This is a genomic window from Neolewinella persica DSM 23188 (genome assembly GCF_000373105.1).
GTDB classification, from domain to species: domain Bacteria; phylum Bacteroidota; class Bacteroidia; order Chitinophagales; family Saprospiraceae; genus Neolewinella; species Neolewinella persica.
In genome coordinates, this window is the sequence record NZ_KB890427.1 from 15,336 (window position 1) to 41,192 (window position 25,857).

Annotated in this window: 23 protein-coding genes; 13 read left to right on the top strand and 10 right to left on the bottom strand. The window is 52.7% G+C overall.

Features of this window, described 5'->3' with window-relative positions; genetic code table 11:
- The first annotated feature begins 162 nt into the window (after nucleotides 1-162).
- The 3 genes from B036_RS28930 to B036_RS28935 all read left to right on the top strand — a co-directional run bounded on the left by B036_RS28930 (nucleotide 163) and on the right by B036_RS28935 (nucleotide 3,044).
- Complete coding sequence (locus tag B036_RS28930; RefSeq protein ID WP_020568732.1) at nucleotides 163-1,185, top strand: metal ABC transporter solute-binding protein, Zn/Mn family; 1,023 nt, start codon at nucleotides 163-165, stop codon at nucleotides 1,183-1,185.
- Between the two features lie 240 nt (nucleotides 1,186-1,425).
- Entirely contained in the window at nucleotides 1,426-2,169 is a 744-nt protein-coding gene (locus B036_RS0110820) for a metal ABC transporter ATP-binding protein (RefSeq protein ID WP_020568733.1), read from the top strand.
- A 212-nt stretch (nucleotides 2,170-2,381) separates the two neighbouring features.
- Nucleotides 2,382-3,044 (top strand): HAD family hydrolase, encoded by a 663-nt coding sequence (locus tag B036_RS28935; protein ID WP_020568734.1) that lies wholly within the window; start codon nucleotides 2,382-2,384, stop codon nucleotides 3,042-3,044.
- Between the two features lie 34 nt (nucleotides 3,045-3,078).
- On the opposite strand, the gene B036_RS0110830 is transcribed toward B036_RS28935, so the two are convergent.
- Nucleotides 3,079-3,831, bottom strand: a complete 753-nt coding sequence (locus tag B036_RS0110830; RefSeq protein WP_020568735.1) for a carbonic anhydrase family protein — start codon at nucleotides 3,829-3,831, stop codon at nucleotides 3,079-3,081.
- A gap of 596 nt (nucleotides 3,832-4,427) precedes the next feature.
- On the opposite strand from B036_RS0110830, the gene B036_RS0110835 reads away from it, so the two are divergent.
- Complete coding sequence (locus B036_RS0110835; RefSeq protein ID WP_020568736.1) at nucleotides 4,428-6,002, top strand: glycine--tRNA ligase; 1,575 nt, start codon at nucleotides 4,428-4,430, stop codon at nucleotides 6,000-6,002.
- 49 nt (nucleotides 6,003-6,051) lie between these two features.
- Here the strand turns inward: B036_RS0110835 and B036_RS0110840 are convergent, their stop codons facing one another.
- The gene (locus tag B036_RS0110840) at nucleotides 6,052-6,360 is read right to left on the bottom strand and encodes a four helix bundle protein (protein WP_020568737.1); all 309 of its coding nucleotides are present in this window, start codon (nucleotides 6,358-6,360) and stop codon (nucleotides 6,052-6,054) included.
- Nucleotides 6,361-6,641: 281 nt separating this feature from the next.
- Between B036_RS0110840 and hflX the strand changes: the two genes are divergently transcribed.
- A complete protein-coding gene (gene hflX / locus B036_RS0110845) occupies nucleotides 6,642-7,853 on the top strand; it encodes a GTPase HflX (RefSeq protein ID WP_020568738.1) in 1,212 nt (403 codons plus the stop codon).
- 119 nt (nucleotides 7,854-7,972) lie between these two features.
- Here hflX and B036_RS0110850 read toward each other — a convergent pair whose 3' ends face one another.
- The 3 genes from B036_RS0110850 to B036_RS0110860 form a co-directional block, all read right to left on the bottom strand.
- Complete coding sequence (locus B036_RS0110850; RefSeq protein ID WP_020568739.1) at nucleotides 7,973-10,501, bottom strand: AsmA-like C-terminal region-containing protein; 2,529 nt, start codon at nucleotides 10,499-10,501, stop codon at nucleotides 7,973-7,975.
- A gap of 216 nt (nucleotides 10,502-10,717) precedes the next feature.
- Nucleotides 10,718-11,623 carry an MBL fold metallo-hydrolase gene (locus B036_RS0110855; protein WP_157472122.1) on the bottom strand — a complete coding sequence of 302 codons (906 nt, stop codon included), beginning with the start codon at nucleotides 11,621-11,623 and terminating at the stop codon, nucleotides 10,718-10,720.
- 287 nt (nucleotides 11,624-11,910) lie between these two features.
- On the bottom strand, nucleotides 11,911-12,903 hold the full coding sequence (locus B036_RS0110860; protein WP_020568741.1) for an AAA family ATPase: 993 nt from the start codon (nucleotides 12,901-12,903) through the stop codon (nucleotides 11,911-11,913).
- Between the two features lie 651 nt (nucleotides 12,904-13,554).
- On the opposite strand from B036_RS0110860, the gene B036_RS0110865 reads away from it, so the two are divergent.
- The 4 genes from B036_RS0110865 (at nucleotide 13,555) to B036_RS0110880 (ending at nucleotide 17,304) form a co-directional block, all read left to right on the top strand.
- Nucleotides 13,555-14,118: an RNA polymerase sigma factor gene (locus B036_RS0110865; protein ID WP_026231877.1), complete on the top strand. Its 564-nt coding sequence runs from the start codon at nucleotides 13,555-13,557 to the stop codon at nucleotides 14,116-14,118.
- An 8-nt stretch (nucleotides 14,119-14,126) separates the two neighbouring features.
- Nucleotides 14,127-14,846, top strand: coding sequence for a hypothetical protein (locus B036_RS33925; protein ID WP_020568743.1), 720 nt, complete (start codon nucleotides 14,127-14,129; stop codon nucleotides 14,844-14,846).
- Complete coding sequence (locus B036_RS0110875) at nucleotides 14,836-16,017, top strand: DUF4097 family beta strand repeat-containing protein (RefSeq protein ID WP_020568744.1); 1,182 nt, start codon at nucleotides 14,836-14,838, stop codon at nucleotides 16,015-16,017. Before B036_RS33925 ends, B036_RS0110875 begins: the two co-directional genes overlap by 11 nt.
- A 795-nt stretch (nucleotides 16,018-16,812) precedes the next feature.
- Nucleotides 16,813-17,304: a hypothetical protein gene (locus B036_RS0110880; RefSeq protein ID WP_020568745.1), complete on the top strand. Its 492-nt coding sequence runs from the start codon at nucleotides 16,813-16,815 to the stop codon at nucleotides 17,302-17,304.
- A gap of 156 nt (nucleotides 17,305-17,460) precedes the next feature.
- Here the strand turns inward: B036_RS0110880 and B036_RS0110885 are convergent, their stop codons facing one another.
- On the bottom strand, nucleotides 17,461-18,045 hold the full coding sequence (locus B036_RS0110885; RefSeq protein WP_026231878.1) for a thymidine kinase: 585 nt from the start codon (nucleotides 18,043-18,045) through the stop codon (nucleotides 17,461-17,463).
- Nucleotides 18,046-18,204: 159 nt separating this feature from the next.
- Here B036_RS0110885 and B036_RS34100 point away from each other — a divergent pair, with 159 nt between their 5' ends.
- The 3 genes from B036_RS34100 to B036_RS0110900 all read left to right on the top strand — a co-directional run bounded on the left by B036_RS34100 (nucleotide 18,205) and on the right by B036_RS0110900 (nucleotide 20,853).
- Nucleotides 18,205-18,888 carry a hypothetical protein gene (locus B036_RS34100; protein ID WP_157472124.1) on the top strand — a complete coding sequence of 228 codons (684 nt, stop codon included), beginning with the start codon at nucleotides 18,205-18,207 and terminating at the stop codon, nucleotides 18,886-18,888.
- Entirely contained in the window at nucleotides 18,881-20,359 is a 1,479-nt protein-coding gene (locus B036_RS31945; RefSeq protein ID WP_020568748.1) for a DUF1499 domain-containing protein, read from the top strand. The genes B036_RS34100 and B036_RS31945 overlap by 8 nt, the downstream gene beginning before the upstream one ends.
- An 89-nt stretch (nucleotides 20,360-20,448) precedes the next feature.
- Nucleotides 20,449-20,853: a ribonuclease P protein component gene (locus B036_RS0110900; protein WP_026231879.1), complete on the top strand. Its 405-nt coding sequence runs from the start codon at nucleotides 20,449-20,451 to the stop codon at nucleotides 20,851-20,853.
- A gap of 26 nt (nucleotides 20,854-20,879) precedes the next feature.
- On the opposite strand, the gene B036_RS28945 is transcribed toward B036_RS0110900, so the two are convergent.
- A complete protein-coding gene (locus tag B036_RS28945) occupies nucleotides 20,880-21,350 on the bottom strand; it encodes a GNAT family N-acetyltransferase (protein ID WP_020568750.1) in 471 nt (156 codons plus the stop codon).
- Between the two features lie 209 nt (nucleotides 21,351-21,559).
- On the opposite strand from B036_RS28945, the gene trxA reads away from it, so the two are divergent.
- Complete coding sequence (gene trxA, locus B036_RS0110910; RefSeq protein ID WP_020568751.1) at nucleotides 21,560-21,874, top strand: thioredoxin; 315 nt, start codon at nucleotides 21,560-21,562, stop codon at nucleotides 21,872-21,874.
- A gap of 377 nt (nucleotides 21,875-22,251) precedes the next feature.
- On the opposite strand, the gene B036_RS0110915 is transcribed toward trxA, so the two are convergent.
- From B036_RS0110915 to speB, 3 genes are all read right to left on the bottom strand, one after another.
- Nucleotides 22,252-23,964, bottom strand: coding sequence for an alpha/beta hydrolase-fold protein (locus B036_RS0110915; protein WP_020568752.1), 1,713 nt, complete (start codon nucleotides 23,962-23,964; stop codon nucleotides 22,252-22,254).
- A gap of 126 nt (nucleotides 23,965-24,090) precedes the next feature.
- Nucleotides 24,091-24,879 (bottom strand): hypothetical protein, encoded by a 789-nt coding sequence (locus B036_RS0110920; protein ID WP_020568753.1) that lies wholly within the window; start codon nucleotides 24,877-24,879, stop codon nucleotides 24,091-24,093.
- 112 nt (nucleotides 24,880-24,991) lie between these two features.
- A complete protein-coding gene (speB, locus tag B036_RS0110925; RefSeq protein WP_020568754.1) occupies nucleotides 24,992-25,768 on the bottom strand; it encodes an agmatinase in 777 nt (258 codons plus the stop codon).
- Between the last annotated feature and the right edge of the window lie 89 nt (nucleotides 25,769-25,857).

Below are 25,857 nucleotides of genomic sequence, written 5' to 3' on the forward strand. Positions count from 1 at the left end.
CAATTTGCAAAAACGACTACAGAAAGACGGTGTGCCATCAGCAGTGAAGTTGATTATCAGGGCTGATGATCGTCAAACATTAGGGGAAAAGCGAGGTGCCCAGAATCAATTCAGGTGAAAAAGTTAGATTAGCCTAACTTTGCAAAAAGCATAACCTCCACCATGCGCCTGATTTGTCAATTCCTACTCTTGTTCTGCGGCCTTAACGGCCTGTGCTTCGCCCAGGCCACTCAGGATGAAACCCTCCCCCTGGTAGTAACTTCCGCTTCCATCTTTGCTGACATGACGGCGATGATCGCCGGCGGCCACGTCCGCATCGAATCGGTGGTACCCATTGGCGGAGACCCGCACATTTACGAACCAACGCCGGCCGACGTCCAGCTGGTGGCCCGTGCTAACCTGGTCCTGATCAACGGCCTGACGTTCGAAGGCTGGATGAACGAGCTGATCGAAAACAGCGGGACTTCCGCTGAGACGATTACCATCACCGAAGGCATCGGATCAATTGCCAGCGAAGAATACGCCAACTCCAGCGATCCACACGCCTGGATGACGGCAGCAAACGGTCTGATTTACGTTCGTAACATCCGCGATGCCCTCATTGAGTTAGACCCCTTTAACCGTAAGGTCTATGAATTCAACGCCGGCGTGTACCTGCAACAGCTAGAGGACCTCGACGCCGAAATCTTCCGGCAAATCGCCTCCATCCCCGAAAAAGACCGGATTCTGATTACCAGTCACGATGCCTTTCGGTATTATGGCCGCCACTACGGTATCCAGGTCGAAGCCGCTCTCGGCACCAGTACCGACGCTGAAGTGCAGACCTCCGACGTGAACCGGTTAACCAACATCATCCGCGACTCTGGCGTACCGGCCATCTTCGTAGAAAGCACCATCAACCCTAAGCTTATCCGTCAGATTGCAATCGACAACAACGTCATCATCGGCGGCTACCTCTACGCCGACTCCCTGGGGGAACCCGATACCGAAGCTGGCACCTACCTGGGGATGCTTAGCTCCAATACCAACACCATCGTGCAGGCCCTGAAAGGAAATACTACCGACATCAAGGATGGTATGGGCCCAAAGGCTGGCCAGCAGCTTATCCTGCTGGGCATTATTCTGGCAGTTATGGCGGGGGCATTTTTCTTTATGGTGCAAAGGATTAATCGGGGTGTTGCTTAAGTAAAACCTAATGATCATCAATTCAAAACGCGAATCATGCGATTTACACCTCCGGGGAGCTCGCGCTATCCGCTTTGCGTCTGGCTCAACGCCCGGAGGAGAAACCGCCAGGATGACCATGAAACGATTTCTCATCGGAGGCGTGTAACGGGCGAAGCCCCGCTTTACGAGTTCCTCCGATGTGTAAATTGCGAAGCGGAACCAGATAATTTAAGAATCACCAATTAACAATTAACCATCATGCCCGCCATAACAGTTTCCGACCTCTCCGTAGCCTACGACCGCAAACGCGTACTCAGCAATATCTTCCTGGAGATCGAAGAAGGGCATCGGTACGGGATATTGGGCCCCAATGGGTCGGGTAAATCAACTTTGCTGAAAGCAATTCTGGGCTTAATCGAAGACTACACCGGTACCGTTGAGGTACTGGGGCAGGAGGTGCAGAAAGTCCGCAGGCAAGTGGTCTACGTACCGCAGCGAAGCGAGATTGATTTCACCTTCCCGGCAACCGTCCGGGACGTAGTGCTGATGGGCCGATATCCCCACAAGAAAGTCTTTCAACGCCTGAACAAAGAAGACCACCAGCTGGCCGATGCGGCGCTGGAAGAACTGGACATTGTCAATCTGCAAAACCGGCAGATCGGGGAACTCTCCGGGGGGCAGCAGCAACGGACTTTCCTGGCCCGGGCCATGGCCCAGCAGGCGGACATTCTTATGCTCGACGAACCCTTCGTTGGGGTGGATATTCCGACCGAAGAGAAGATCATCGCCGTACTCCGAAAGCTCTCCGAAGCAGGTAAAACCCTGCTAGTGGTCCACCATGACCTCCAGGCAGTACCCGAGTATTTTGACCATGTCATCCTCCTCAACCAACGATTGATCGCCCACGGGACAACGGAAGAAGTTTTTACGCCGGAGTTGCTGAAGCAGGCTTTTGGTGGGCAGTTGGCGCTACTACAGCAAGCAGGGGGGTTGGCGAAGTAGCCACCAAGGAGTGGTCAAATTTTAATTGTCCTGGATGAGGCTGCACGCCGAAATCCGGGGTAAAAGATGGGCGATTAGTATTGCGGCGCTGCGCGCCGCCATAGGTAAGGGGACCCTTTCGCACCCCGGGTAAAAGCCCGCTCCGCGACCTTTCACCGGGGGCGAAAAAAGTTCGACCACTCCGTGGTCACTGATTTATCGATCTTCGCCCCATGAATTTCAGCCCAGTTACTCCACCCAAATGCATCATCTTCGACTGTGACGGCATCCTCGTCGACAGCGAACACATCACCTTTTCGGTATTGGCAGAAATGAGTAGGGAAGTTGGGGTGAGGCTTTCCGAAGCAGAATTAGAGACTAACTTCCTGGGTAAATCACTCAACAGCATCATCGCTTTTTTAGAGGCGGAGACTGGGCAGTCGCTGTTAGCCACCTTCGAGCCTGATTTTCGAAAAAGAACTTTCGCCAAATTCAAAACCGACCTTAAGCCGGTGGATGGCATCAAGGAATTACTCGACCGGCTTACGGTGCCCGTATGCGTGGCCTCCAGCGGGCCGCCGCACAAGATCCGGATGAACCTGAAGTTGACGGGGCTGGCTGGGTACTTCGGAGAAAACACCTTCAGCTGCTATGACCTGAAGCGCTGGAAACCCGACCCCGCCGTATTTCTGCACGCCGCAGCGACCATGGGCTATCCTCCTGCAGAGTGCGTGGTGGTGGAGGACAGCCCGACGGGAATTAAGGGGGCCGTAGACGGTGGGTTCACCGCCTACGGCCTAACTCGCCATGGGAATGATCAGATGCTGGCTGCTGCAGGAGCAACGGTTTACCACCATCATGATGAGCTGCATGAATTGCTCTTTCCCTTAAACTGACTAGCCAGATCAGGACAGCAAAGGTCCATTAAGACTACTGCAAAAAATCCACCTTACCGTTATCCATATCGTAAACGGCGCCGACGATTTTGATCTCACCCTTATCTTCCATCTCCTTCAGGATGGGGCTGTTGAGGCGAATCTGCTCAATAGTGTGCTGGACGTTGCTTTCACAAACCATGTGTACGAACTCATCGTTTTTTGAAGTACGGTCTCCATCGTAAACGACTTTATCAACGGTCGGTCTGATCTTCGCCAGCATTGGCGTGATGTTGCCCAGTTTTACGTCATCGACGGCGGCTTTCACGGCACCACAGTGCTCGTGGCCCATTACCAGAATTAGCTTAGAGCCGGAAACTTTGCAGGCAAATTCCATGCTTCCCAGGATGTCTTCGTTGACAAAATTACCGGCAACGCGCGCAACAAATACATCGCCAATGCCACGATCAAAAACGTCCTCAACGGGTACACGACTGTCTACACAGGAAAGTACAATGGCCTTGGGGAATTGCGCCAGTGTGCTTTTTCTCACCTGTTCGGAATGGTCCCTGGCGGTCAGGTCGTTTCTCAGGAACCGGTCATTACCTTCTTTAAAGGACTGGATGACCATGTCGGCCGTTAATGCATCCTGTTCTTCTTTGGATAATACGTCCTCGACAACTCCCTTCATTGGTTGTGCGCGCTGGGCGGTGACGGTGGCCTCCTGTGGTTTAGGCTCTGCTGGGCTACAGGAAACGATGGCGATGCTTAGGGCAAGAATGGCCAGGAAATTAAGGGGATATCTCATTGGGAATATTTAAAGTGGTGATTAACGGCATAAGCACAATCCCGATTGTTTTTAGTGGGGTGTTTACTGCCGTCTGATGCACTCACCTAACTGAATCCCGAAGGATCTGGTTGCCGGAAAAGTACTCATGTGACGATAAAATGACAGCTTTACTATCTTTTATGATAGTTTTACTATCAATTAGAGAATTGACACATCTTTCCAGGTAAAGGGTAGTCAACAGGGAAATAAAAGGAGGACCGGTTTCTGTTTATGGGCGCGGCCGCAGGATGCAAAATCATGGACGAAAGCAGCAAGGCACTGTTAGGGTTCCGGACCTCCCGGTCCGGATCACGTAAGCCGGACCGGGAGGTCCGGAACCTTTTACCTTGCTCTTTTATCCCTTGCCCTTGTACCTGCGGCCCCGCCACATATGCCAACACTTTGGTGCCAGACCTATGGTATTGTAAAAGCCTTACCCGTTGCAACTAAACACTAAAAAGGTACTGTTTATCTTTGCCCGCCCAAATCAGTCTTGAGGTGGCATAATGTTCCTGACAACAAGGGCGCGCCATCTCACTAAGAGACCAACAGACTAACAGACCAATAGACTAACTATGTCCACGACTTTCGCCGACTTCAAAAAGCTGACCTCCCACGCCAAAGATTACGGTTTCGTATTCCAAAGCTCTGAAATCTACGACGGCCTCTCCGCCGCTTACGATTATGGTCCCCTTGGCGTATTGCTGAAGAACAACCTGAAGGAATACTGGTGGCGCTCGATGGTGCAAATGCACGACAACATCGTCGGCCTTGACGCCAGCATCTTCATGCATCCGAAGACCTGGAAAGCCTCCGGCCACGTCGATGCTTTCAACGATCCGTTGGTCGACAATAAGGACAGCAAGAAGCGCTACCGCGCCGACGTCTTGATCGAAGACTACATCGATAAAGTAGAAAGCAAACTCAATAAAGAGATTGCTAAGGCGCAGAAGCGTTTTGGCGAGGCCTTTGACGAGGCCGAGTACCGCAAAACGAACGGCAACGTTCTCCGCTATCAGGGAGAAATGGACGCCGTGGCCAAGCGCCTCGCAACGGCGATGACCGACGGTAACATGGAAGAACTTGGTCAAATGCTGGTCGATCTTGGCATCAAGGACCCAGACACTGGCTCGGCCAACTGGACCGACGTGCGCCAGTTCAACCTGATGTTCTCCACCCAGCTCGGTAACATCGCCGGTGAGGAAGGTAAACTGTACCTCCGCCCGGAAACGGCGCAAGGTATCTTCGTCAACTTCCTCAACGTACAGAAGAGCACGCGCCAAAAGCTGCCCTTCGGTATTGCCCAGATCGGTAAGGCCTTCCGTAACGAGATTGTAGCCCGGCAGTTCATCTTCCGCATGCGGGAGTTTGAGCAGATGGAGATGCAGTTTTTCATCCAGCCCGGTACCCAGATGGAGTGGTACAAGAAGTGGAAGGAGACCCGGATGAAGTGGCACCTTGCCCTCGGCCACCCCGCTGAGAAACTGCGCTTCCACGACCACGATAACCTGGCCCACTACGCCGACGCTGCCGTGGATATTCAGTTCGACTTCCCCTTCGGTTTTAAAGAACTGGAAGGCATCCACAGCCGGACCGACTTTGACCTGGGCGCCCACATGGAGCTGTCGGGCAAGAAAATGACTTATCACGATCCGGAGACGAAAGAACATTACGTGCCCTACGTACTGGAAACTTCCATCGGTGCCGACCGCTTGTTCCTGGCAACAATGAGCCACGCGCTGCGTACCGAGCAGGTTCCTGGCCAGGACGATCCGGCCAACGTTCGGGACGTGATGAAACTGCACCCGGCATTGGCTCCGATCAAAGCAGCCATTATGCCGCTCGCACGTAACAAACCGGAAATTGTCGAGGTGGCCAAAGGTATTTTCAACGACCTCCGTTTCCATTTCGACGTACAGTACGACGACACCGGTGCGATTGGTAAACTCTACCGTCGTCAGGACGCCGTAGGCACACCTTTCTGTATCACCGTTGATTTTGAGACGATCGAGGAAGGAGAACTCAAAGGCACCGTTACCGTCCGTGACCGTGATACGCTGGAGCAACAACGGATCAAAATCGAAGACCTGGCCGCGTTTATTGGCCCTAAAGTGGATATGGCTAATTTATTGGCGGCAGCCAATAGTTAGTTCATGGTTCAATAGTAGTTAGTTCATAGTCTATTACACTATTAACTAACTACTTCTTCCTCGGAGCATACTGTCCGGGGCGGTGTTCCGTGTAGGTCAATAGCTTACCGGTTTCTACAGATTCAGCCATGAGTTTTTGATGTTGGACGGCAGAGATAAATCCTTCGTCGAGGGCAAAGTCAAACCATACCTGCGTTTCCGCATTCTCGCCGGCACTGTCGGTGATTTTGGATAGGAAGTGTTTGGGGTACCGCCGTTTTGCGAAACTCTCCACAAGGTTGGCGCAAACGGAGCGGGAAGAACGTTTTACCTGGTCCGTCAAAGCAAACCGTTCGTGCTTAGGCCATGCCTTGCTCAAGGCCGCTACTCTTCGTGCCTGAAGACAAGGCCTTTGGATAAACAGCCCAGGTTTTAAATGTGGTGATAGCCATGGATGGTTGATTTGATGTAAACATCCAGTACTTTCAATTTATTAGTCGTCATTTAAACGCATACTTACGTTTATACACGAATAAAAGGTAGTCTTTAGTCGCTAGTTCATAGTCTTTGTTCCTGAACTATTGAACTACCGGCTAAGAACTACTGAACTATGAACTACCGACTATGAACTATTGAGTTAAAGACAATGTACTATTAACAATGGCAAACGAATGGAATGTCGGACAAAAAGAGTCCGGCCTGAAGAAAGAAACGGAATATGCGGTCGTAGTCGGCCTGGTTACCCGTCAGCAGACGGAAGAGCAGGTAGCTGAGTACCTGGACGAGCTGGAGTTCCTGGCCCTCACGGCTGGTGCAATTACCCAAAAGAGAGTTGTCCAAAAACTGGATAGCCCGGACAACCGGACCTTTGTGGGTAGCGGTAAAGCTAACGAGATTGCCAAGTATGTAGAAGAGCACGAGGAGATCACCATGGTCATCTTCGACGATGATCTCAGCGGCAAGCAAGTCAGTATCCTCGAAGAGTTGATGAAGGTTAAGATCATTGACCGTTCTTCCCTCATCCTCGATATTTTTGCGGGGCGGGCGCAGACCGCCCAGGCCAAGACGCAGGTCGAACTCGCTCAGATGCAGTACATGCTTCCACGATTGCGTGGTTTGTGGACACACCTGGAGCGGCAGCGCGGTGGTATTGGTATGCGAGGCCCTGGTGAAACGGAAATTGAGACGGATCGCCGGATCATCCGCGATAAAATCAGTAAACTGAAGAAAGACCTGGAAAAATTGGATCGCCAGGCAGCTACGCGGCGTAAGGGGCGGGACACCATGGTCCGTGTTGCCCTGGTGGGCTACACCAACGTTGGGAAGTCTACCCTAATGAACCTGTTGACGAAAAGCGATGTCTTCGCCGAAGACAAGCTCTTCGCCACCCTGGACACCACGGTTCGGAAAGTTGCCTACGAAGGCGTACCCTTCCTGTTGACGGACACCGTAGGGTTCATCCGCAAACTACCTCACCACCTGATCGAGAGTTTCAAATCTACGCTCGACGAGGTACGGGAGAGCGACATATTGCTCCACGTTGTCGACGTTGCCCACCCCGTCCACGCCGATCAGATCCGGACGGTACAAACCCTGCTCAAAGAACTGGGCGTGGAGGAAAAGCCTACGGTGCTAGTCTTCAACAAAGTCGACCTGTTCCGCGAACGCAATTACGACCTCTACCTCGACGAGGAAGGCCGCGATGAAGTAGAAGAAGGTTTGCGTAAGAGCCTGGAAAGTGAATTTGGTCACGAAGCCATGCTGATCTCTGCCCACACAAAAGAAAACCTGGACGCGCTCCGCCAGCGATTGGTGGAGATGGTTAAGGAGCAGTACCAGACTACTTATCCGTACGTGGCGACGTACTGGTAAGAGACAATAGAAAAAGATCTCCAACGGGCTGTAGCAGACGATATAAGACTTCTTCAGGCAGGCGAAATGTGCCTGAACACAGGAGAAGAGCGATCAAAGGGGTACAAGCCAGATATAAGCTACTCCCCTCCTTCATCAGCCGTCTCCTCCGGAGCCTCCACCAATTCAATTGGCTCAGCAAACAATGCTGCCAGCTCTAGTCGGACACGGTTTTTGCGATACTCGCTACGCTTAAAGTCGTTCTTAACCGCTCGTTTATCACTTTCCACTGCATAGGATTCGAGCGGGCCTTTAACGGTGTAGTAGAGGTTGAAAAAGCCATTTCTACGGGCGGGTAGCATGTCCAGGTTACGATCGTGTCGACCAATTTTATTGGCAATCGCTTGTCCGGCATTTACTTTTATGAAGTAATCCAGGTAATTGTTGAACGTGTGGCTTCCGCTCAATTCAAGGTTCAGCGCGCTGGACTGTACGAACATGACCGGGATGTACAGCGTCTCGTCGGTGATTTCGAAGAAATTCTGAAGACGCGTAAAACGGACCTTGTCCAGGTCGCCTGCTTTCAGGGCGAAGGCAAAATTCTCCAGCATCCCGAAATTGTTCAGTTCGCCATCGGAAATGTCCATGCCTGCCAGCACCTTGAGTTTTTCGTAGTCGAGTTCTCCTTTCTCATCAAAATAGGCCTGGATCCAGAGCTTGGCGTCCATTTTTCCTTCAATATTATCGGCTACCAGCACTTCCTGGCCGAAGTTCTCACCTTGAGCAAAGAACTGGTTGACGTCGATCCCGATACCACTTATCCGGCCTTCCACACGTTGCAATTCCTGAAAATAGACTTCACCGTCTACCTTAAGCTGTCCCTCCATGGCATCGGTAATGCCCCGGACGTCTAATTGTCGGGGCGTGAAGATGAGTTGTCCGCTGAAATTCTCTCCTTTAATTTCTCCGTAGTTCCATTCTTCTACGTTTGCATCGAATCGACCGCGAAGCAGGTCGGTTATTTGTGCTCGGCGGACCATTGTTTTAGCGCGCAGGCTATCGGTTGTACCAGCGGCTTCGGCAATTTCCTGCTCTTCTTCCGTTGGGCCGGCCAGCTTCAGCAGTTCGTCGATGTCGAATGATTTACCGGTCAGCCGGGCGTCGAAGTTGAGTTCGGCGTCATTGGTGTTTAGGGAATCGGCGAACAGAACGGGAATCAGGTTCGTGGCTTTGCCGGTGAAGCTTATCTCGGTTTCGGCCCCCTCGAAGGCAAAATTGGTCAGCTCCATCTCGTTGTCTCGCAGTTCCAGAGTGCCCGAAGGGAAAGATAGTTGCCGCTCGTTAATGGTCAGCTCTCCACCGTCGAAGGTGAGGCGGCCAGCGGCCGCCACCTGGCCCATGCGCCGTGGGCGCAGCATGTCTTCGTAACGTCCGGTGAGCCGGAGGCCCTGGATACGAACGTATCCATCGCCGTCGGTCACCGGCCCTTCGCCAAGGATGGCGGGCAAGGTGCCCAAAGGGAATGCTCCGTCGGCGGAGAAATCGATGCGTGGGTCATCGAGGTTCTCGATGCTGAGTTTCAGGGAGAAGGGCTGGTTACGAAACGTCCCCTTCAGTTCTTCAATGGCAAAAGACTGAACGCCGCCAGTTGGGCCGTCCAGGTACGCAAAACGGGCCTTTAGGTCGAGGTCCTTGGCACCGACGTTGATGCGTGGGCTACCGACCCGGCCATTGGTAAAGGTCAGCCGGCCATCCATTTTGGGATACTTGCGTTTGGTCCAGGGGCCGGTAATGCTTCCGGAAAGGGACAGCTCCCCCCGGGTTTCCAACTCATTCAGGGTGCCAGCGTAGGCTGGAGGGATGAGGGCGAGAACATCTTCGAGGCTGCCCGACTCACTTTCTAACCGCAGGTTAGTCAGAAGTCCGTCTTTGGTCGAGGTGAGGTCACCAACCACACTAATTTCGAGATCGCCGGATTCGATCCGGAGTGGCGCAAGGGTGTACTTGTTTTCCTCGTTATTGATGTTTGTTTTTGACTCCAGCCGAAGTCTTGTTTCGTTAAGGTAGCGGACCCCTTCCTGGTCGAGGTGGTAGATGTCCAGCAGGCCTTCGGCGGCAAGCAGGTAATCTTTGGCGCCAAAGTCACCGCTGAAAGTGGCCTGGTCAACATTTCCGGCAATATCGATTTGGAGTTGGGCGTCGCGGTAGGTAAACACTACTCCATTCAATTGCGCGTCGGCAATAGCAAACTCGGTAGGTTCCCCCTCCGGCACTTCTTCTCCGACGGGGGTGTACCCAGCCAGTTGGTAGTTGGTGTTGCCGTCGATGTCGGTGATGAGGTTGAGCTTGCCATCGGAAATAGCAATCTCTTCTACCCGGATCTTACCGAACAAGCTGCCCAGGTCCAGCAGGCAACTTAATTGCTCGGCCACCAGCAGGTCACTGCCGTCGCTGCCGCGAACCTGTACGTCTTGCAGATTGACGGATAAGCTGGGGAAACTACGCCAGAAAGCAACATCGTACTCCGCTACTTTTATTTCCGTGGGAAATTTCTTGCTCAGGGAGTTGACGACCGCCCGGGCGATTGGACCGCCGAAAAAACTGACGGCGATGAGCGGAACCACTACAAGAATGAGCAGGACAATACCGGTAATTTTCAGCGCACGCATGGGAGGTGGAGGTTGGCTTTTGAATGGGTTTGGCGCTTAAAGATGGGACTGTTTTCTCACTTAAGGGGAAAGCGGAAAATAGCTGGCTTGCTGAAAATCACTCGACAGCCAAGGCTCGACAAAGGAGCGGACCCGGCTGCCGAGTGATTTCGTGATTTTTTGACCCGCCCGGCCGACAAGTCAGGCCAGGGGCCGCCTCGGCGGACGGGCTAAAGCTTACTTATACCAATCAGCAACAACTACTTCAATAGTTTTGTCCCCTTCCTCAACGAGCCGGGCAAATTCCTTAGTGTCCATGAAGGAGCCGTCCTGGTTGCGGTAGTGGTATGGGTAAACTTTTTCGGGCTTGAAATCCAGCACTGCATCAGCAGCTGCGGCCATTTCCATCGTATAGGGCTGGTTCATGCAAACGAAGGCGACGTCGATGTCCTGGAGGGCACGCATTTCTTCCACGTCTTCGGTGTCTCCGGAGAAATAGTAGCGTTGGCCGCCCATATCGATGACGTAGCCATTGAATTTGCCGGGTGGGTGGAAGCTGTCTTCGGCCTTGGGCAGGTTGTAGGCAGCTACAGCATTGACGGTGATGTCGCCACGGGCGGCATCCTCACCGTTGGCGAGAGTGGTTACTTTTTCAAAGCCCATTTCTCCCGCTTTTTCGGTGACGGCAGCTGGGCCGAAGAGTTCAGCACCGCTGAGGTCCAGGGCAGACAGGACTTCCTCGTTGAAGTGATCGCCGTGGGTGTGGGTGATCACCACCATGTCTGGCGCACCGAAGCTGGTGAATTTTTCCGGCTTGTCGTAGGGGTCTACGAAGATGGTCAGCCCATCGTACTCCAGCACCACGGCAGCATGGAAGATCGGGGTCATGACGACCTCTTTCTTGTTTTCCATTACTGGTGTTTCGGTGGGAGCTTCGGCGGTAGCCGTTGAGGTGTTGCTGCTGTCGCCGCAGGCGGTGAAGAGCAGGAGGAGGAGCAGGGTAGAAAAAGTTACGCGCATCGTGTATTGTTGGTTTGCTGGTTTAACGACGATGGGGGGAATAGGTTCGCTAGGGGCGGCAGGTGCTTCATTTGGGCGGGGGCGCAGGTGCCGGGGAAGTTGAAGGGCAAGGGGTGGTAGCACCAGCTCATTTTAGAGCTGTCCGGCACACGTGTACCTCCGGCTTCAGCCGGATTGGTCCCTGCTCCTTCTACTCATTCCCATGCACCCGCGTCCCCGCAAAAAAACGCGCATGGTTACCACCAATGGTCATTACGTTTGCCCAAGTGAGCCACCTGCGCCAGAATTGAAAACGAGCTTCGGTTATTGTCCAAAGTTACGGGCAAAGGTCAACTATTCCGTAAGAACGAAGTGAGCACTCCCATGCGGTAGCACTACTTCACTACAAGACGATCTGACTACTTGACTAATTAAGGTACCTCCACCACATTAAGCACCCGCCCAATAATGTCTTCCTGGCGAATATTCTCAGCTTCCGCCTCGTAGGTAAGGCCGATGCGGTGGCGCAGGACGTCTTCACAAACGGCGCGGACGTCTTCCGGTGTCACGTAGCCACGGCGTTCGAGGAAGGCATGGGCTTTGGCTGCCTTGGCCAGGTTTATGCTGGCGCGAGGACTGCCGCCAAAGCTGATCAGCGGCTTGAGGTCGCCAAGTCGGTAAGCATCGGGTTCGCGGGTGGCGAAGACGATGTCGATGATGTAGCGTTCGATCTTGTCGTCCATATAAATCTTGCGGACACTTTCGCGTGCGTGCAAGATCTCGGCAGTGGTAGCAACGGCGTTGATTTTGGCAAAGCCTTTTTCAAGGTTGCGCCGCATGATCTCCCGCTCATCTTCCCGGGTGGGATAGCCGATGGTGCACTTGAGCATGAAACGGTCTGTCTGCGCCTCGGGCAATGGGTAAGTACCTTCTTGCTCTATGGGGTTCTGGGTGGCCAGAACGAGGAAGGGCTCTTCGAGCTTAAAAGTTTTGTCACCGATGGTGACCTGGCGCTCCTGCATGGCTTCAAGGAGGGCCGATTGCACCTTGGCGGGGGCACGGTTGATTTCGTCAGCGAGGACGAAGTTGGCAAAAACGGGGCCTTTACGGACGGTGAAATCGTTGACACTCTGGTTGTAGATCATCGTACCGACGATGTCGGCCGGCAGCAGATCAGGGGTGAACTGGATCCGGCTGAAATCTGCAGAGATGGTCTGCGCCAGGGTATTGATCGCCAGCGTTTTTGCAAGTCCCGGCAGGCCTTCGAGCAGGATATGGCCTTTGCTGAGCAAGCCCAATAGTAGGCGGTCGATCATGTATTGCTGGCCAACGATGACCTTGGCGGTCTCCTGACGGATACGTTCGACGACTTCGCTGTCAATCTTGATTTGTTCGTTTAGGGCTTCAATGTCGATGCTGGCCATGCTTGTTTTTGGAGTTTTGGTCCGGTCGTTCGGGGCCGCTAAGATAATCAGGCGCGGGAAATAGTGAAGGGGAGAATGTCAGAAGCGGATTATGGGCGAAAGGAAGAAGGGAGGAAAGGGGAACTTAATAAATAGATAAGGGACAGCTGCAAGTGCCGTTCGTGGTACATTACTTGCTATTCCCCAGCGGGAAAAAGAGTAGTAACTTAAGGCCATTAGACCGACTGAAGCCCGGCACAGCAACCACGAGCGCCGGTTAACACGGCTTCAGCTCCTACCGCTTTGGGCAGCATCTACTTTAGTTTGAGAGGTTTCACACTACTGGACATTTTTGTTTAGCCACCTTTATTCCGATGACTACGTTTAAGAAATTGTTGCAAGGGTTACAGTAGTTGCAGGGGGGCAACACCTGCAACTAATGCAACTTTGTCTCCGAAAAGCAGCCTTCAATCAGCGGTTTTAGAAAAATGTCCAGTGGTATGGATAGGTTCATACCATGGAGAGTTGGCTACTAAATACCTATTTTACTTTTCCCTTCCTTTTTACCAAAATATTCCATCAAAAGGTGCAACCCTGCTGCTGTCCTTGCGTCATTACAATCAAACACAGTAACCAAGAACCATTGTGGGAGCACAGCCAATCATACAAACCATGCCAACAGCTGCCGACTATCGCGACACGCACCGCGAATTAGTGCTGGGTTGCCAGCGCAGGGACCGCACGGCGCAAAGAGCGTTGTATGGCCACTACGCCAAACCAATGTATAACCTATGCCTGAGAATGCTCAGGCATGCCCATGACGCGGAAGATGTTTTGCAAGTGGCCTTCGTGGATATTTTTGGTAAGATTGAGACGTTTAATTTTGACGCTTCGATCAGTGCCTGGATAAAGCGTATTGTTGTCAACCGCTGTATCGACCATCTGAAGAAGCGGCGGTTGCTAACAACTGATCTGGACCCCAATCGCCATGATTCTGTTGATGAAGCGACGAATGCCGAACCTGCTCCGGAGGCCCTGAAATTAAGTGTGGAGCAGATCAAACGCGCCACCTTACAATTAAGTGAAGGTTACCGGGTGGTACTTTCTCTTTACCTCTTCGAAGGATATGACCACGAAGAGATCTCGAATATTCTTGGCATCAGTGTCGGGACGAGCAAATCACAGTACAGTCGGGCACGTAAGCGCCTGGCTGCATTATTAAACGATCAAAAATAATCCTCCCCATGTCTACCGATAAGCTAGAGGATTTTATCCTCAATAACCGAGCGGCCTTTGATGACGAAACTCCCGGTGAAGACCTGTGGAGCAAGATCGAAAGCGCCATTGATTCCTCAGGTAATGGTAAGGATCCGTTGGAGACCTTCATCGCCAAGAATCGCAATGCCTTCGATGACAGCACCCCACCACCGAGAATCGAGGGTCTGGTCTTCGCCGCTATGGACGGAGACGAAGTCAGACAAGTCTCCGGCGCTACCCCAATGCCGCCGCTGCGCGCCATCTTAGGCGGGCGTGGTCGACGTATGCGGGTTCTGGGTGTGGCTGCGGCCATGCTGTTGCTCATCGCTGCGGCCTTCACCATTGGTACCCAGAATGGTTACCGGAGTGCGGAAGAAGATCAGATGGCGGCAGAACTCCGTCAGATCAGTCCGGAACTGGCCGAAACTGAAAACTACTACCGTGGCGAAATCGCTACCCAGGCTACGAAAGTAAAACTGGTGAGTAACGACCCACAACTGCAAAAAGACCTGGCCGAAATTGATGAGGCCACCGAAGAAATCCGGGCATCCCTGCTCGAAGTACCCGTATCCCAACGTGCAGTCCTCATTGATCGCCTCATTGAGACTTACCGCACGAAGCTTGACATCTTGTTGCGCATTCAGCAGCACCTGCCTTCCAACGATTCTACTTCTACTACTACTCAACAAACTACCAATGATTCTTAAATCCATAAAACCATTTCTGGCAGCAACGGCCTTTCTGTTGTTGCTCCCCGCCTTGCAGGCGGCCGATGCTCCTTTTTTGCTAAAGCAAGATTACGAGAAAACGTATACCGAAACTTTTCAGGTTGATGGCGATGGAGAAGTCCGCCTGGCGAATCGTTACGGTGAGATCAAGGTGGAAACCTGGGATCGTAATGAGGTTAAAATTGACGTTCGGGTAAAGGTTTCTGCCGCTGACCAAGAAGATGCTGACCGCACTTTCGACCGCATTGAAGTCAACTTTAGTGGTGGCTCCAACAGCGCTACGGCTATAACGAATATTGGTACTAGCGGGCGTAACTCCAAGGGCTTCATCGAATCAATTCTAAACGGAGAATGGCCGTCCCTCGGCAGAGGTAGTTCCAACTCTAATGACTTCAAGGTTTACTACCGCGTCAAAATGCCCGCCTCGGCCAGTCTGGAAACCGAAGCTAAGTACTGCGACGTCAGCCTTCCTGACTTGTCGGGCAACACCAACATCAGTGTTGGTTATGGCAACCTGGTGGCTGGTGACCTGACCGGCCGTAACGAAGTAAGCGTCAGCTACGGCTCCGCCCGCATCGACGAGATGGGCGAAAACAGCACCTTTCGGGTACGTTACTGCGATGGCAACGAAATCCGGAAAGCATCAGAACTACGCTATGATGGTCGTTACAGCGAAACCCGTATCGGCACCGTTGGCCGCCTTACCATCGACGCCGGTTACGAAGAACTAGAGGTGGAAAGTGCCCGTGAGCTGCGCCTCGATGGCAACTATAATGACCTTGAAGTCGGCACCGTAGACCGTATTTACCTCGACGGCAATTACTGCGACGTATCCATCGGTAAGGTGGTGAAAGAAATTGAGGTGGACGCTTCTTACGGCGACCTCGAAATCGATCAACTCAAGGCCGGGTTCGAGCGCGTCTATATCCGGGTTAACTACATTGACGTAGAAATTGATGTGGATTCCGATGCTGGCTATGAATTCGAACTTCGGACGCGTTACGGAGATATTTCCTACGACTCCAGCCGGGCGAAGAACGTAAACAGCAACAAGAGCGGATCTTCCCGCTCAGCAACCGGTAACATGCCGGGCATTGGAAAAGGATCGATTAATATCTCGACCAGTTACGGAGATATTGAGCTCGATTAAAGCTTGTATTACTAGTCTCAAATGGTGAGGGCGTCCCGGAATTGGGGGCGCCCTTTTTACGTAGGCCCGGTTTTTTACCCAAATATGGCGCGGCCGCTGGTGCAAGGGGAGGGATGAAGGAGCAGGTTGCAGAGGTTGCAGAGGTTGCAGGAGGTGCAACGGGAGCGCAGCGACCCTGCAACTCCTGCAACGGGAGCGCAGCGACCCTGCAACCCCTGCAACGGGAGCGCAGCGACCCTGCAACCCCTGCAACAGGAGCGCAGCGCCCCTGCAACTCCTGCAACGGGAGCGCAGCGACCCTGCAACCCCTGCAACGGGAGCGCAGCGACCCTGCAACCCCTGCAACGGGAGCGCAGCGACCCTGCAACCCCTGCAACAGGAGCGCAGCGCCCCTGCAACTCCTGCAACGGGAGCGCAGCGACCCTGCAACCCCTGCAACAGGAGCGCAGCGACCCTGTAACCCCTGCAACAGGAGCGCAGCGACCCTGCAACTCCTGCAACGGGAGCGCAGCGACCCTGCAACCCCTGCAACAGGAGCGCAGCGACCCTGCAACCCCTGCAACGGGAGCGTAGCGACCCTGCAACTCCTGCAACGGGAGCGCAGCGACCCTGCAACTCCTGCAACGGGAGCGCAGCGACCCTGCAACTCCTGCAACAGGAGCGCAGCGACCCTGCAACTCCTGCAACAGAAGCGCAGCGACCCTGCAACTCCTGCAACAGGAGCGCAGCGACTCGTACCTTTGCAAAATGAACCGGTAGCTCCGGAAAACCTTTCTACTAAGAAAACAATCAACCATGCGTTACCTAAGCTTATTACTTATTCTGAGTCTTTCTCTGACATCTTGTGGAGAAGACACCGCCGCTGCCGAAAAAGCAACGATGGATGCTGCCCGCGCCTCTCAGCAAACCGCCTATGATGCCATGATGGAAGGCCATGATCGGGTGATGCCGCTAATGGGCAAAATCACCGCTGCGCAACGTTCCATTAAGGAAGCACTCAATAGTGAAGGCCTGGAGGCCAGCAAAAAAGAAGTGTTGGAAGCCGCCAACGAGCAACTGGAAGATGCCAACGACGCCATGATGAGTTGGATGCAGGACCTCAAGCCGCTTGACGAACTCCGAGAAAGTATGGACAACGATGCCATCATCAACTACATCAGAAAGGAGGCCGGTGAAATCGCTAAGGTGGAATCTTCTATGAACGCCGCGCTCGGCGCGGCCGCGAACGTGGTGGAAGACCACGGGCACAGCCATGAAGGGGGAGACCATAGCGGGCACAATCATTAGTCTTGTAGTTTAGTAGTCCTGTAGTCTACCGCATATGGATGCTCGCTGCGCTCGTTTATATGGTGAAACTGTCTATGAATAGTACCCACGAGCGTAGTGAGCATCCCCTTGCGGAGCCTACTATACCACCAGACCATAAGACTACCAGACTACTTATTACTTAAGTTCCAGAATATTCCCCATCCCATAGCACCTGCGACAACGTGCTTCGTAAAGGTCCGTTTCCCCAAGAACAACGGTGTCCTGGTTCTGCGTTAGACGATAGGAATGACTGGCCAGGTTCCCGCAGTGGGAGCAAATGGCGTGGACCTTGGTAATGTATTCGGCAACGGCCAGCAGGCTGCAGATGGGCCCGAAAGGCTTCCCCCGGAAATCCATGTCGAGACCAGCAATGATGACGCGCTTCCCTCTATTGGCTAGTTCCTGCACGTGGGAGACTACCGCGGGCTCAAAAAACTGCGCTTCGTCCAGGCCGATTACCGTCACGTCGTCCGGAATTTGTAAGATTTTACTGGTATCGATAATCGGGGTGGCGAGCAGGGAATTGCTGTCGTGGGAGACGACTTTGGTTTCTCCGTACCGGGTGTCAATCTTGGGTTTGAATATCTCGACGCGCTGGCCCGCAATGCGGGCACGCTTTAACCGGCGGATCAATTCTTCGGTCTTACCGGAAAACATACTTCCACAGATGACTTCTATCCATCCACTGCGCTGACCACTGAAATGAGGTTCGAGAAACATTTTTTAGTACTTTACTTCGTTGGTATTGTGGTCTGTTGAAATAGGTGATATGGTAATTGTTAAAAGAACCAAGCTACTCCTGTATCTTCGCCCAAATGTAATACAAGCTCAACGGACTAACAGACCAATACTACCAATAGACCAAAATACCAACTACTCATGTCTCAGTCTTCCTCCGATCGCCTCATCAGTCGTATCAATGCCTTACATAAAAGCCTGCAGTTGGATGCGGGAGGAAAACTTTCCGCAATGGAACGCGATCTGATGCTGGGGTACCTGCGAGAGTTGTATGAACTATACGCTACGCATGGTGAGGCTCCTGCAAAAGTGGTGGCTGCGCCACCATCTGCTCCACCGCCAGCTCCTACACCTCCCCCTGCTCCTGCGCCCGCGCCTCCTCCGCCTCCGGTTGTGGAAGTGCCCAAGCCGACACCTCCACCACCGCCCCCACCGGCACCCGTGGTGGAGACGCCTAAGCCAGCACCTCCACCGCCGCCACCAGCGTCGGCCCCAACGCCAGCTCCGGCCATCAATACCTCTCTTAGTTCGGATTTAAGGGACTTGTTTTCTGAAGACGATCTCGCCAGTCCTTTCGGCCGTCAGCCTTTAGCTGATCTTACCCGATCTCTGACGATCAACAACCGGGTACTGTTCAGTAAGGATCTGTTTGGAGACGATAATGACCTGTTGAACACCACCCTGAGGACCCTGAATTCATCAGGTTCCATGGCTGCCGCTCAGCCAGTAATGGTCAGCCTGGCTCGCCGGTTTGAATGGGCGGATGAGAGCAAAAAAGAAACCGCCAGGGAATTCATCGAATTAGTTCGTCGTCGTTATGCTTAAGACCAGCCTGAAAATTGTTCTGGCCATAGTCCTGGCCTTTGTTGCTTTCTTATTTTACACGGCTGGTGTTTCCCAAGATGTTCGCCCGGATGTGCTACAGATGGAGCATGCAGCTCCTCCAGAAGTATTGACCATCGCCTTTGGTAGTTGTAACCGGCAGAAAAGTCCACAGGACTTCTGGCCCACCATCGGCAAACATCAACCCGACGTCTGGCTCTGGTTAGGCGATAATGTTTATTCCGATACCGATGACATGGGCCGGATGAAGGCCGATTACGACCAACAAAAAAATGCGCCTGAATACACGGCATTTCTGCGTGATGTCCCGCAGGTTTTTGGTATTTGGGATGACCACGACTACGGCCTTAACGATGGCGGTAAGGAGTGGACTCATAAGGACAAAGCCAAGGAGCAACTGCTGGACTTTCTGGATGTCCCGGCCGGAAATCCCGTGCGAAAACACACTGGCGTCTACCAGAGTTATACCGTTGGGGAGGGAGACCGAAGCGTAAAAATCATACTTTTGGACACGCGTTACTTTCGGGACGCCGTGGTTCCACCCACACAAAAAGGACACCGGTATGGAAAGAACGAAACCGGGGACATCCTGGGAAATGAGCAATGGGCCTGGCTGGAACAAGAACTGACTGATAGTCCCGCAGCGGCTCACGTGATCGCAAGTAGTATTCAGGTTTTACCCCAGGAGCACGGCTACGAGAAGTGGGAGAATTTCCCTTCTGCCCGGCGGAGATTACTTGCCTTACTGGCGGCAACCAAGCCAAACATGCCGCTACTGCTCAGCGGAGACCGCCACCTGGCTGAAATTAGTGAGGTGAAAGAAGGGAATTATCCCATTTATGAAGTGACCGCCAGTGGTTTGACACATTCTTACGAAGCTGCGGATGAACCGAACAGCCACCGAATCAGTTCCTTGATCGGGGTGAAGAACTACGGTTTACTCCATTATGTCTGGAAAACGGATGGACCGGAACTCCTCGCGGAAGTACGTGGCATCGACGACGACAAAGTACTGGCCAGCCTAAGCTTGAAACAAGACCTAATGGCTGCCGACAAGCAAGCCCTTAATCAACTAATTTACGCTAACGACCAAATGCCCGATCAACTCAAACCATGCCCCCAAAGCCCCAACTGTGTAAGTACCCAGACGGACCAGGCAGATAAGAAACGTGCCCCCATCGCCTATACCGGTAGCCTTGCCGAAGCGAAGGCTCGTCTTAAAAAGGCCGTAGACGGCATGAAGCGGACGAGGCTTAAAACGGAGTCGGAGAACTACCTGCATTATACCTTCAAGACCTGGCCAATTCCCTTCATTGATGATGTGGAATTCCTCTTCGACGAAGAGGCTAAGTTGATCCATTACCGCAGCGCGAGCCGGGTGGGACACAGCGACCTTGGCACTAATTCTAAACGGATGGCTAAGGTGGTGGCGGCTTATGAGGGAGTTGACTAGTATTTTGGTCTATTGGTCTATTGGTCTATTAGGACAGTTATCTCTCTCGTTATTCTACTTCTGAGGTCTACTGCTAAAACACTTTGTTCTTGTCTGACAAATTCCATAATAAAGAGCGGCTGAAGTCCCGCAAAGAGATCGGCCGGCTATTTGGCAGAGATGGGCGCGCGGTCAAATCCTATCCCATTCGGCTGGCCTATGCGGAGACGGAAGAAATGCGGGGAACCTTCCCTTTTCAGGCGGCCTTCGTCGTCCCAAAACGCCGGTTCAAAAAAGCAGTCGACCGCAACCTGATCAAGCGTCGAATGCGAGAGGCTTATCGTTTGCACAAACACCTGATTGGAGCACACACCGAACAGGGCGTTGTGCCCGAACAACAATATTCTCTGCTTTTTATCTACACAGGAAATGAGGAGATGCCGTTTAAGTACATTGAGCGGAAGATGAAGAGAGTGTTAGGAGATTTACAAGCGACGTTGGAGGTGAAAAGGTAAACTTCAGGCAAATACTCAGACATACTCTAAAGTGCGATGGCCATTTTAACGTTGCAGCGAGCATACGGACTATTTCTCCCGTCAACGTCCTCAAAGCCAAGTTTTTGATATAACCGAAGGGCCGAAGCTAGTTTATCGTTGCTCTCCAGGTATACCGAAGTTGCCCCCAGCTCTTTCGCGAGATGCAATAAAGCCTGGCCGAGCAGCAAGCCGAAGCCACGCCCCTGAACCTTGGGTGAAATACACATTTTAGCCAACTCGTAGTCGTAAGTGCTATGCTCCATTTTTAACAGTCCTCCTGTGCCAACGGGCTCACCGTCGTACTCCGCAATCAGGATATGTCCATCTTGATCCAGAAAATATCCCTGTGGGTCCCGCAAAGAAGCATAGTCGGAGTCTTCCATCGTGAAGTTTTCGCTGATCCAGGCCTCGTTGAGGTCGAACCAGGCTTTAGCGTGTGCGGGGGTGTAGGGGACGAATTGTAAGCGATTGGCCATAGAAAGGGGTGTTTTGGGGAAGTAAACATTAGGCGATACGACAGCAAACTAAGTAGTGTAGGCGGCGATATTCAAGTCCACCTATAGGATTTACGGTAGTCCACCGATTTAGGGAAAGACTGATACATCGTCGGGAAGTATTGGTATGTCATGGCCTGCAACCATCCCTAAATTTGCTTACGTAATCAATAACCTCAAAATCAATTACGATGAAAGCTATTCAATCAAATAAGCAATTCAATGACTTGGTCGCCAGTGGCAAACCATTTGTTCTTGACTTTTATGCCGACTGGTGCGGCCCCTGTCAGGCGCTGCTCCCAACGGTAGAGAAATTAGCGGACGAATTTGCCGGTAAGGTGGAAATTGTAAAAGTCAATATTGATAAGCAGAGAGACCTGGCACAAAAGTTTCAGGTAAGGAGCATTCCTTCTTTGTTCTTTATGGAAAGCAATAAGATCAAAAGCAGCCTGAAAGGCATGGCTTCTGAAACGGAACTGCGGAAGCGGATTACTGCGTTGGCTTAAGGTCCCTTTTATCGGTCATTATTCTAAATAATTAGGGCGCTATCCGGTGGGTAGCGCCTTTTTTTGTGATTGAATTCGCCGCCTTAGCTGTAACCGGAATGGCCCGGCAAATTGATCACCATGAGAATCAACTTCCACTCCAAGGGCCCGGGTCTTTGACAGTTGATATGACAGACCTATGTTGAGAGATAGGTCAAAGTCGAAAATGGTATTGCTTCGAAAACGTTCTACAATAGATCCCGAAGGAATCACGAGATCATGGAGTGGCAGTACATGAAAGGTATTACCATCAGTAACCGAGCGGTCAATAAGCAGAAAGAGGTTCGCTCCCATTTAACCCTTTCCCTCCTTTAGCTCTTTCTTACTTTATCCCCCCCTTAGTACCGCCAGCTACTCAAATCCGCCCCCTCCGGCGCCAACACCCCCACCGTCTTAGCCCACTTCGGGATAAACATCCGGTGGTACCGCAGCCGGCTGATGGCATTAGGTTGAGTCGGGTCCCCGTTCCAGCAGTGCTCGGCACGGTCGCCGTAAGCCACTTCGCCGTTGTAGTAAGGAGTAGTGGTGGATTCCAGGAATTCCTCTGCGAGGTAGACCGCATTATTGAGATAATAATTATCCATGTCTCCGCAGTAAATATTGACCTTGCCGGCCAATTTTGGCCCGAGGGTAGCCCAATCGCGTTTCATGATCCAGGCCAGGTCAAAGTTTTCTTTCCAGTAGCTGGCTACGGCTGGGTTGATCTTGCCCGTAGTTTTGTCCCAGATGCGTTGCGGGTAGCCATCATCACCGACTGGAGAGTACACCGCTTCCCAGATGTCCCACTGCTGCCCGCTGCGGCTTTTGCTGCCCAGCGCTTTCTCCCGCATATTCATCTGGCGCAGGGTGGTGGAGACGTGGCCGAGGCTGTCTCTCCGCCCGGGCCGGTCCGTTTTTTTGAACCCATTACCCACGTGGTAGGCATAGTCATCTTCGTAGAGATTAACGACGGTATACGCCCGGAAGTCGATCGGATCTGGGCAGGCGGCATAGCAGGTGCCGTAGTCGTCGGGGTAAAGCACCTGGGCGGCCAGGGCTTCCCAACCACCGGTACTTCCGCCGTAGAGGAAACGTGCCCAGCCTTCTCCAATACCTCGAAATTTTTCCTCGATGTAGGGAATGAGCTCGTAGGTGATGGCATCTCCATAGGGCCCCAGGTTTTCGGAATTTACGGCGTAGCTGTCGTCGTAGTACTGGTTGGCATGTTGGATCTCGATGGCAATCACGCGGGGGAAATTCGGACCCGACCAGGCTTTGTAAAAATCGTACGCCTCCTGCTGAACGGTTCGGTTGTAGCAAGCCATACCGAAACGGGCGCTGTATTCGCAGGGCATCGACTCATCGGGTGGGGTCGTGCGGAAACCACCGAAGTCGGACGGGAAATGCCCATGGTTAACGGCCAGCGGGTACTTTACGTCGGGGTGCTTATCCCAGTCTTTAGGCAGCAGCACGTGGGCACCTAAGTACATATCGCGGCCCCAGAACTCACTCAATAGCTTAGAGCGGATCTTGATGTGCTTAATCCACTCGGTATCCTTCGCTGGCTCGATGGCGGGAATCTCTTGGTCGAAAGCCAAATCAATTACTTCTCCAGGTTTTCCACTCACGGTCACCTGAGTCGGGGTACTGATCAGGTTGCCGGGCGCGCGGTTCCATTGTTGTCCTTCTCCGCGGTCCATGGGGAGTTTTACTACGTGCCCGTCGGCGCGGTTGAAGGTCTCGTATATATGCAGTAATACTTGTGCATAATACGTGCCGGCAGGTAATTCGGCCGGGCTGGCGATGGGGTAGCTGTCGTGGCCAGCTGAGCCCACCAGTTGCTTTTTTCCGGGCTGCCAGTCTTCTACGTCAGCGCCGATCACAATCTGCGTATTTGCACCGTCGGTGATTTGAAATCTTGGTTCCGCGTCGTTATTAGTGGAGAGCAAAACCAGCAGTCTGCCATCGAGCGGCTTATCCGCCATATTCTTTGGCAGGGTCACCGCGAAGCGGGCCTGGCCGAAGCAAAAAGAGGAAAGAGAAAGGGCGAAAAGGAGTAGTAGCAGACGCATAATGGATGGTTTTGGTCTGCTCAAGATAAAGCATTTGGCGCGGGCGCGGGTGCAAAGGAAAGGTTGAAAGGGCAATGAGAAGCCCCGTGCGGAGCCCTTTGGGCAAGAGCGTACACACGTCTTTACTTACAGCATCCGCCTGACCTGTAAACCCACCAAACCCCGGGCAAAATCATGCTGCCCATTCACTTCCAGCGCAACGGACCATTGCTCGGTTACTTCATAAATCACGCCCAGGCTGACGACCAGTTCCAGATTAAAAGAACTATTAACCTGGTTGACGCCGGCATTCGGCGAATCAAGTAAAACGCTTAAGTCTTCGCTGTGTACCCGGTTATTTACCTGGCGTTCCGTCCGGTTGTGCAGCAGTAATACTCCACCACCTACGTAAGGATGTACCCGGAACTTTTTGAGCAGGTGGTAATGCATGGATGTTTCCAGGCCAATGTTTTGCGAGCGGACGTCGGCTACCTCATACAATACCGTGGTTGAAGAGGAAACCACCCCGCCGAAGTCTTCATTTGTTTCTGTCGGAAGACTAGTGTAGCCACCACTACTGTAGTATAGCCCGCCAGCGAAATCGAATGCGGCCAAACGACGATGTACTTTCACATTTGCTGCGTACCAGAAGTCTGCCTCCGCTGGCTTGATCCTAAGACCAGTCGCACCGCCACGGTTAAACAGCCTGTCAACTCCCCCGATCATCACCGTATCGAAGCTTGATCTTGGCCGTTGGCTGATCGGAACATTCTCAGGGATAAATTCAAACTGGGCGTTTTCAGTAATGACCGTTTTGTCCAGATCTGGTGAAAAACTGGCACTGATTTCCCAGCCATTTTTTCCGGCTGATTTATTACGCTGTGCACCAAGGTTAGCGGCAGCAATGCTCAGGATCAGGAGGAGGTAAATTCGCATTTTGTTGTAGGGTTAAGTTGGAAGTAAAATGATACTGATCACGGCCTTAGTATCCTATCAGACATTTTAACCATCCACTGAAAACTGAATCCTGCCGACTGAAAACTAAACCCTAACTCCCCATCCGCCCCAAAACTTCCTTCATCAGTTTAGCCGCCAAAAACGCCGTCATCCCCTGGTGGTCCCGATCAGGGTTGTATTCCACGATGTCGGCACCGACGATGTTGGCGTCGAGGTTCTGAATTAGGGAGATGACTTCCCGTGAGGTTAATCCACCCGGCTCATGATGAGACACCCCCGGCGCAAAGGCCGGGTCAATCCCGTCGAGGTCAAGCGTCAGGTACAGCGGGTTATTGAACTTCGGAATGGCCTTCAGGTCCAGGTTCCGCATCTCATGGATTTCGACGCCGAACCGTTCTGCCTGTGCTGCCTGGTGCGGGTTCAGGGTTCGGATGCCAACTTGTACCAAACGTACGGCCAGCCCGCTTTCCATAATTCGGGCAAAGGGGCAGGCGTGGGAGTATTTATCACCCTCAAATTCGTCGTACAAGTCGCTGTGCGCATCGATCTGCAGAATATCTAGCTTGGGATAATGTGCCGCGTGTGCCTTGATGATCTGGTAAGTGATGGAATGATCTCCCCCCAGCGTAAACACTTTATTGCCACCCGCCAGGTGCCTGGCGGTAATCCCTTCAATGCTGAAGTAATCCGTGATCGGAAAATCACCGGCATCGGTAAGGCCAAGGCTGCCCAGTTCCACTCCCAGTTCTGAGGAGAGGTTCATGGAGCCGGAATGCAGGGCTTCCCGAATGAGCGCCGGTGCCTTCGCCGGGCCTTGTTGGTAAGAGGACTTTTCGTCCCAGTTGATTCCCTGGAGGATGATGGGCATGGTGAATGAGTGAATAAAAGAATGGGTGAAGGAGGGAATATACCACCCTTAGCTTCGATCTGTGAGCATGTCTGGTCGAAGCTTGCCCA

Coding starts and splice junctions, on each gene's coding strand:
- B036_RS0110875 (WP_020568744.1), top strand. CDS start 14,836: ATGATTCTTAAATCCATAAAACCATTTCTGGCAGCAACGGCCTTTCTG.
- B036_RS0110920 (WP_020568753.1), bottom strand. CDS start 24,879: ATGCGAATTTACCTCCTCCTGATCCTGAGCATTGCTGCCGCTAACCTT.
- B036_RS0110885 (WP_026231878.1), bottom strand. CDS start 18,045: ATGTTTCTCGAACCTCATTTCAGTGGTCAGCGCAGTGGATGGATAGAA.
- B036_RS34100 (WP_157472124.1), top strand. CDS start 18,205: ATGTCTCAGTCTTCCTCCGATCGCCTCATCAGTCGTATCAATGCCTTA.
- speB (WP_020568754.1), bottom strand. CDS start 25,768: ATGCCCATCATCCTCCAGGGAATCAACTGGGACGAAAAGTCCTCTTAC.
- B036_RS0110830 (WP_020568735.1), bottom strand. CDS start 3,831: ATGAGATATCCCCTTAATTTCCTGGCCATTCTTGCCCTAAGCATCGCC.
- B036_RS0110880 (WP_020568745.1), top strand. CDS start 16,813: ATGCGTTACCTAAGCTTATTACTTATTCTGAGTCTTTCTCTGACATCT.
- B036_RS28930 (WP_020568732.1), top strand. CDS start 163: ATGCGCCTGATTTGTCAATTCCTACTCTTGTTCTGCGGCCTTAACGGC.
- B036_RS0110865 (WP_026231877.1), top strand. CDS start 13,555: ATGCCAACAGCTGCCGACTATCGCGACACGCACCGCGAATTAGTGCTG.
- B036_RS33925 (WP_020568743.1), top strand. CDS start 14,127: ATGTCTACCGATAAGCTAGAGGATTTTATCCTCAATAACCGAGCGGCC.
- hflX (WP_020568738.1), top strand. CDS start 6,642: ATGGCAAACGAATGGAATGTCGGACAAAAAGAGTCCGGCCTGAAGAAA.
- B036_RS0110860 (WP_020568741.1), bottom strand. CDS start 12,903: ATGGCCAGCATCGACATTGAAGCCCTAAACGAACAAATCAAGATTGAC.
- B036_RS0110850 (WP_020568739.1), bottom strand. CDS start 10,501: ATGCGTGCGCTGAAAATTACCGGTATTGTCCTGCTCATTCTTGTAGTG.
- B036_RS0110820 (WP_020568733.1), top strand. CDS start 1,426: ATGCCCGCCATAACAGTTTCCGACCTCTCCGTAGCCTACGACCGCAAA.
- B036_RS31945 (WP_020568748.1), top strand. CDS start 18,881: ATGCTTAAGACCAGCCTGAAAATTGTTCTGGCCATAGTCCTGGCCTTT.
- B036_RS28945 (WP_020568750.1), bottom strand. CDS start 21,350: ATGGCCAATCGCTTACAATTCGTCCCCTACACCCCCGCACACGCTAAA.
- trxA (WP_020568751.1), top strand. CDS start 21,560: ATGAAAGCTATTCAATCAAATAAGCAATTCAATGACTTGGTCGCCAGT.
- B036_RS28935 (WP_020568734.1), top strand. CDS start 2,382: ATGAATTTCAGCCCAGTTACTCCACCCAAATGCATCATCTTCGACTGT.
- B036_RS0110915 (WP_020568752.1), bottom strand. CDS start 23,964: ATGCGTCTGCTACTACTCCTTTTCGCCCTTTCTCTTTCCTCTTTTTGC.
- B036_RS0110835 (WP_020568736.1), top strand. CDS start 4,428: ATGTCCACGACTTTCGCCGACTTCAAAAAGCTGACCTCCCACGCCAAA.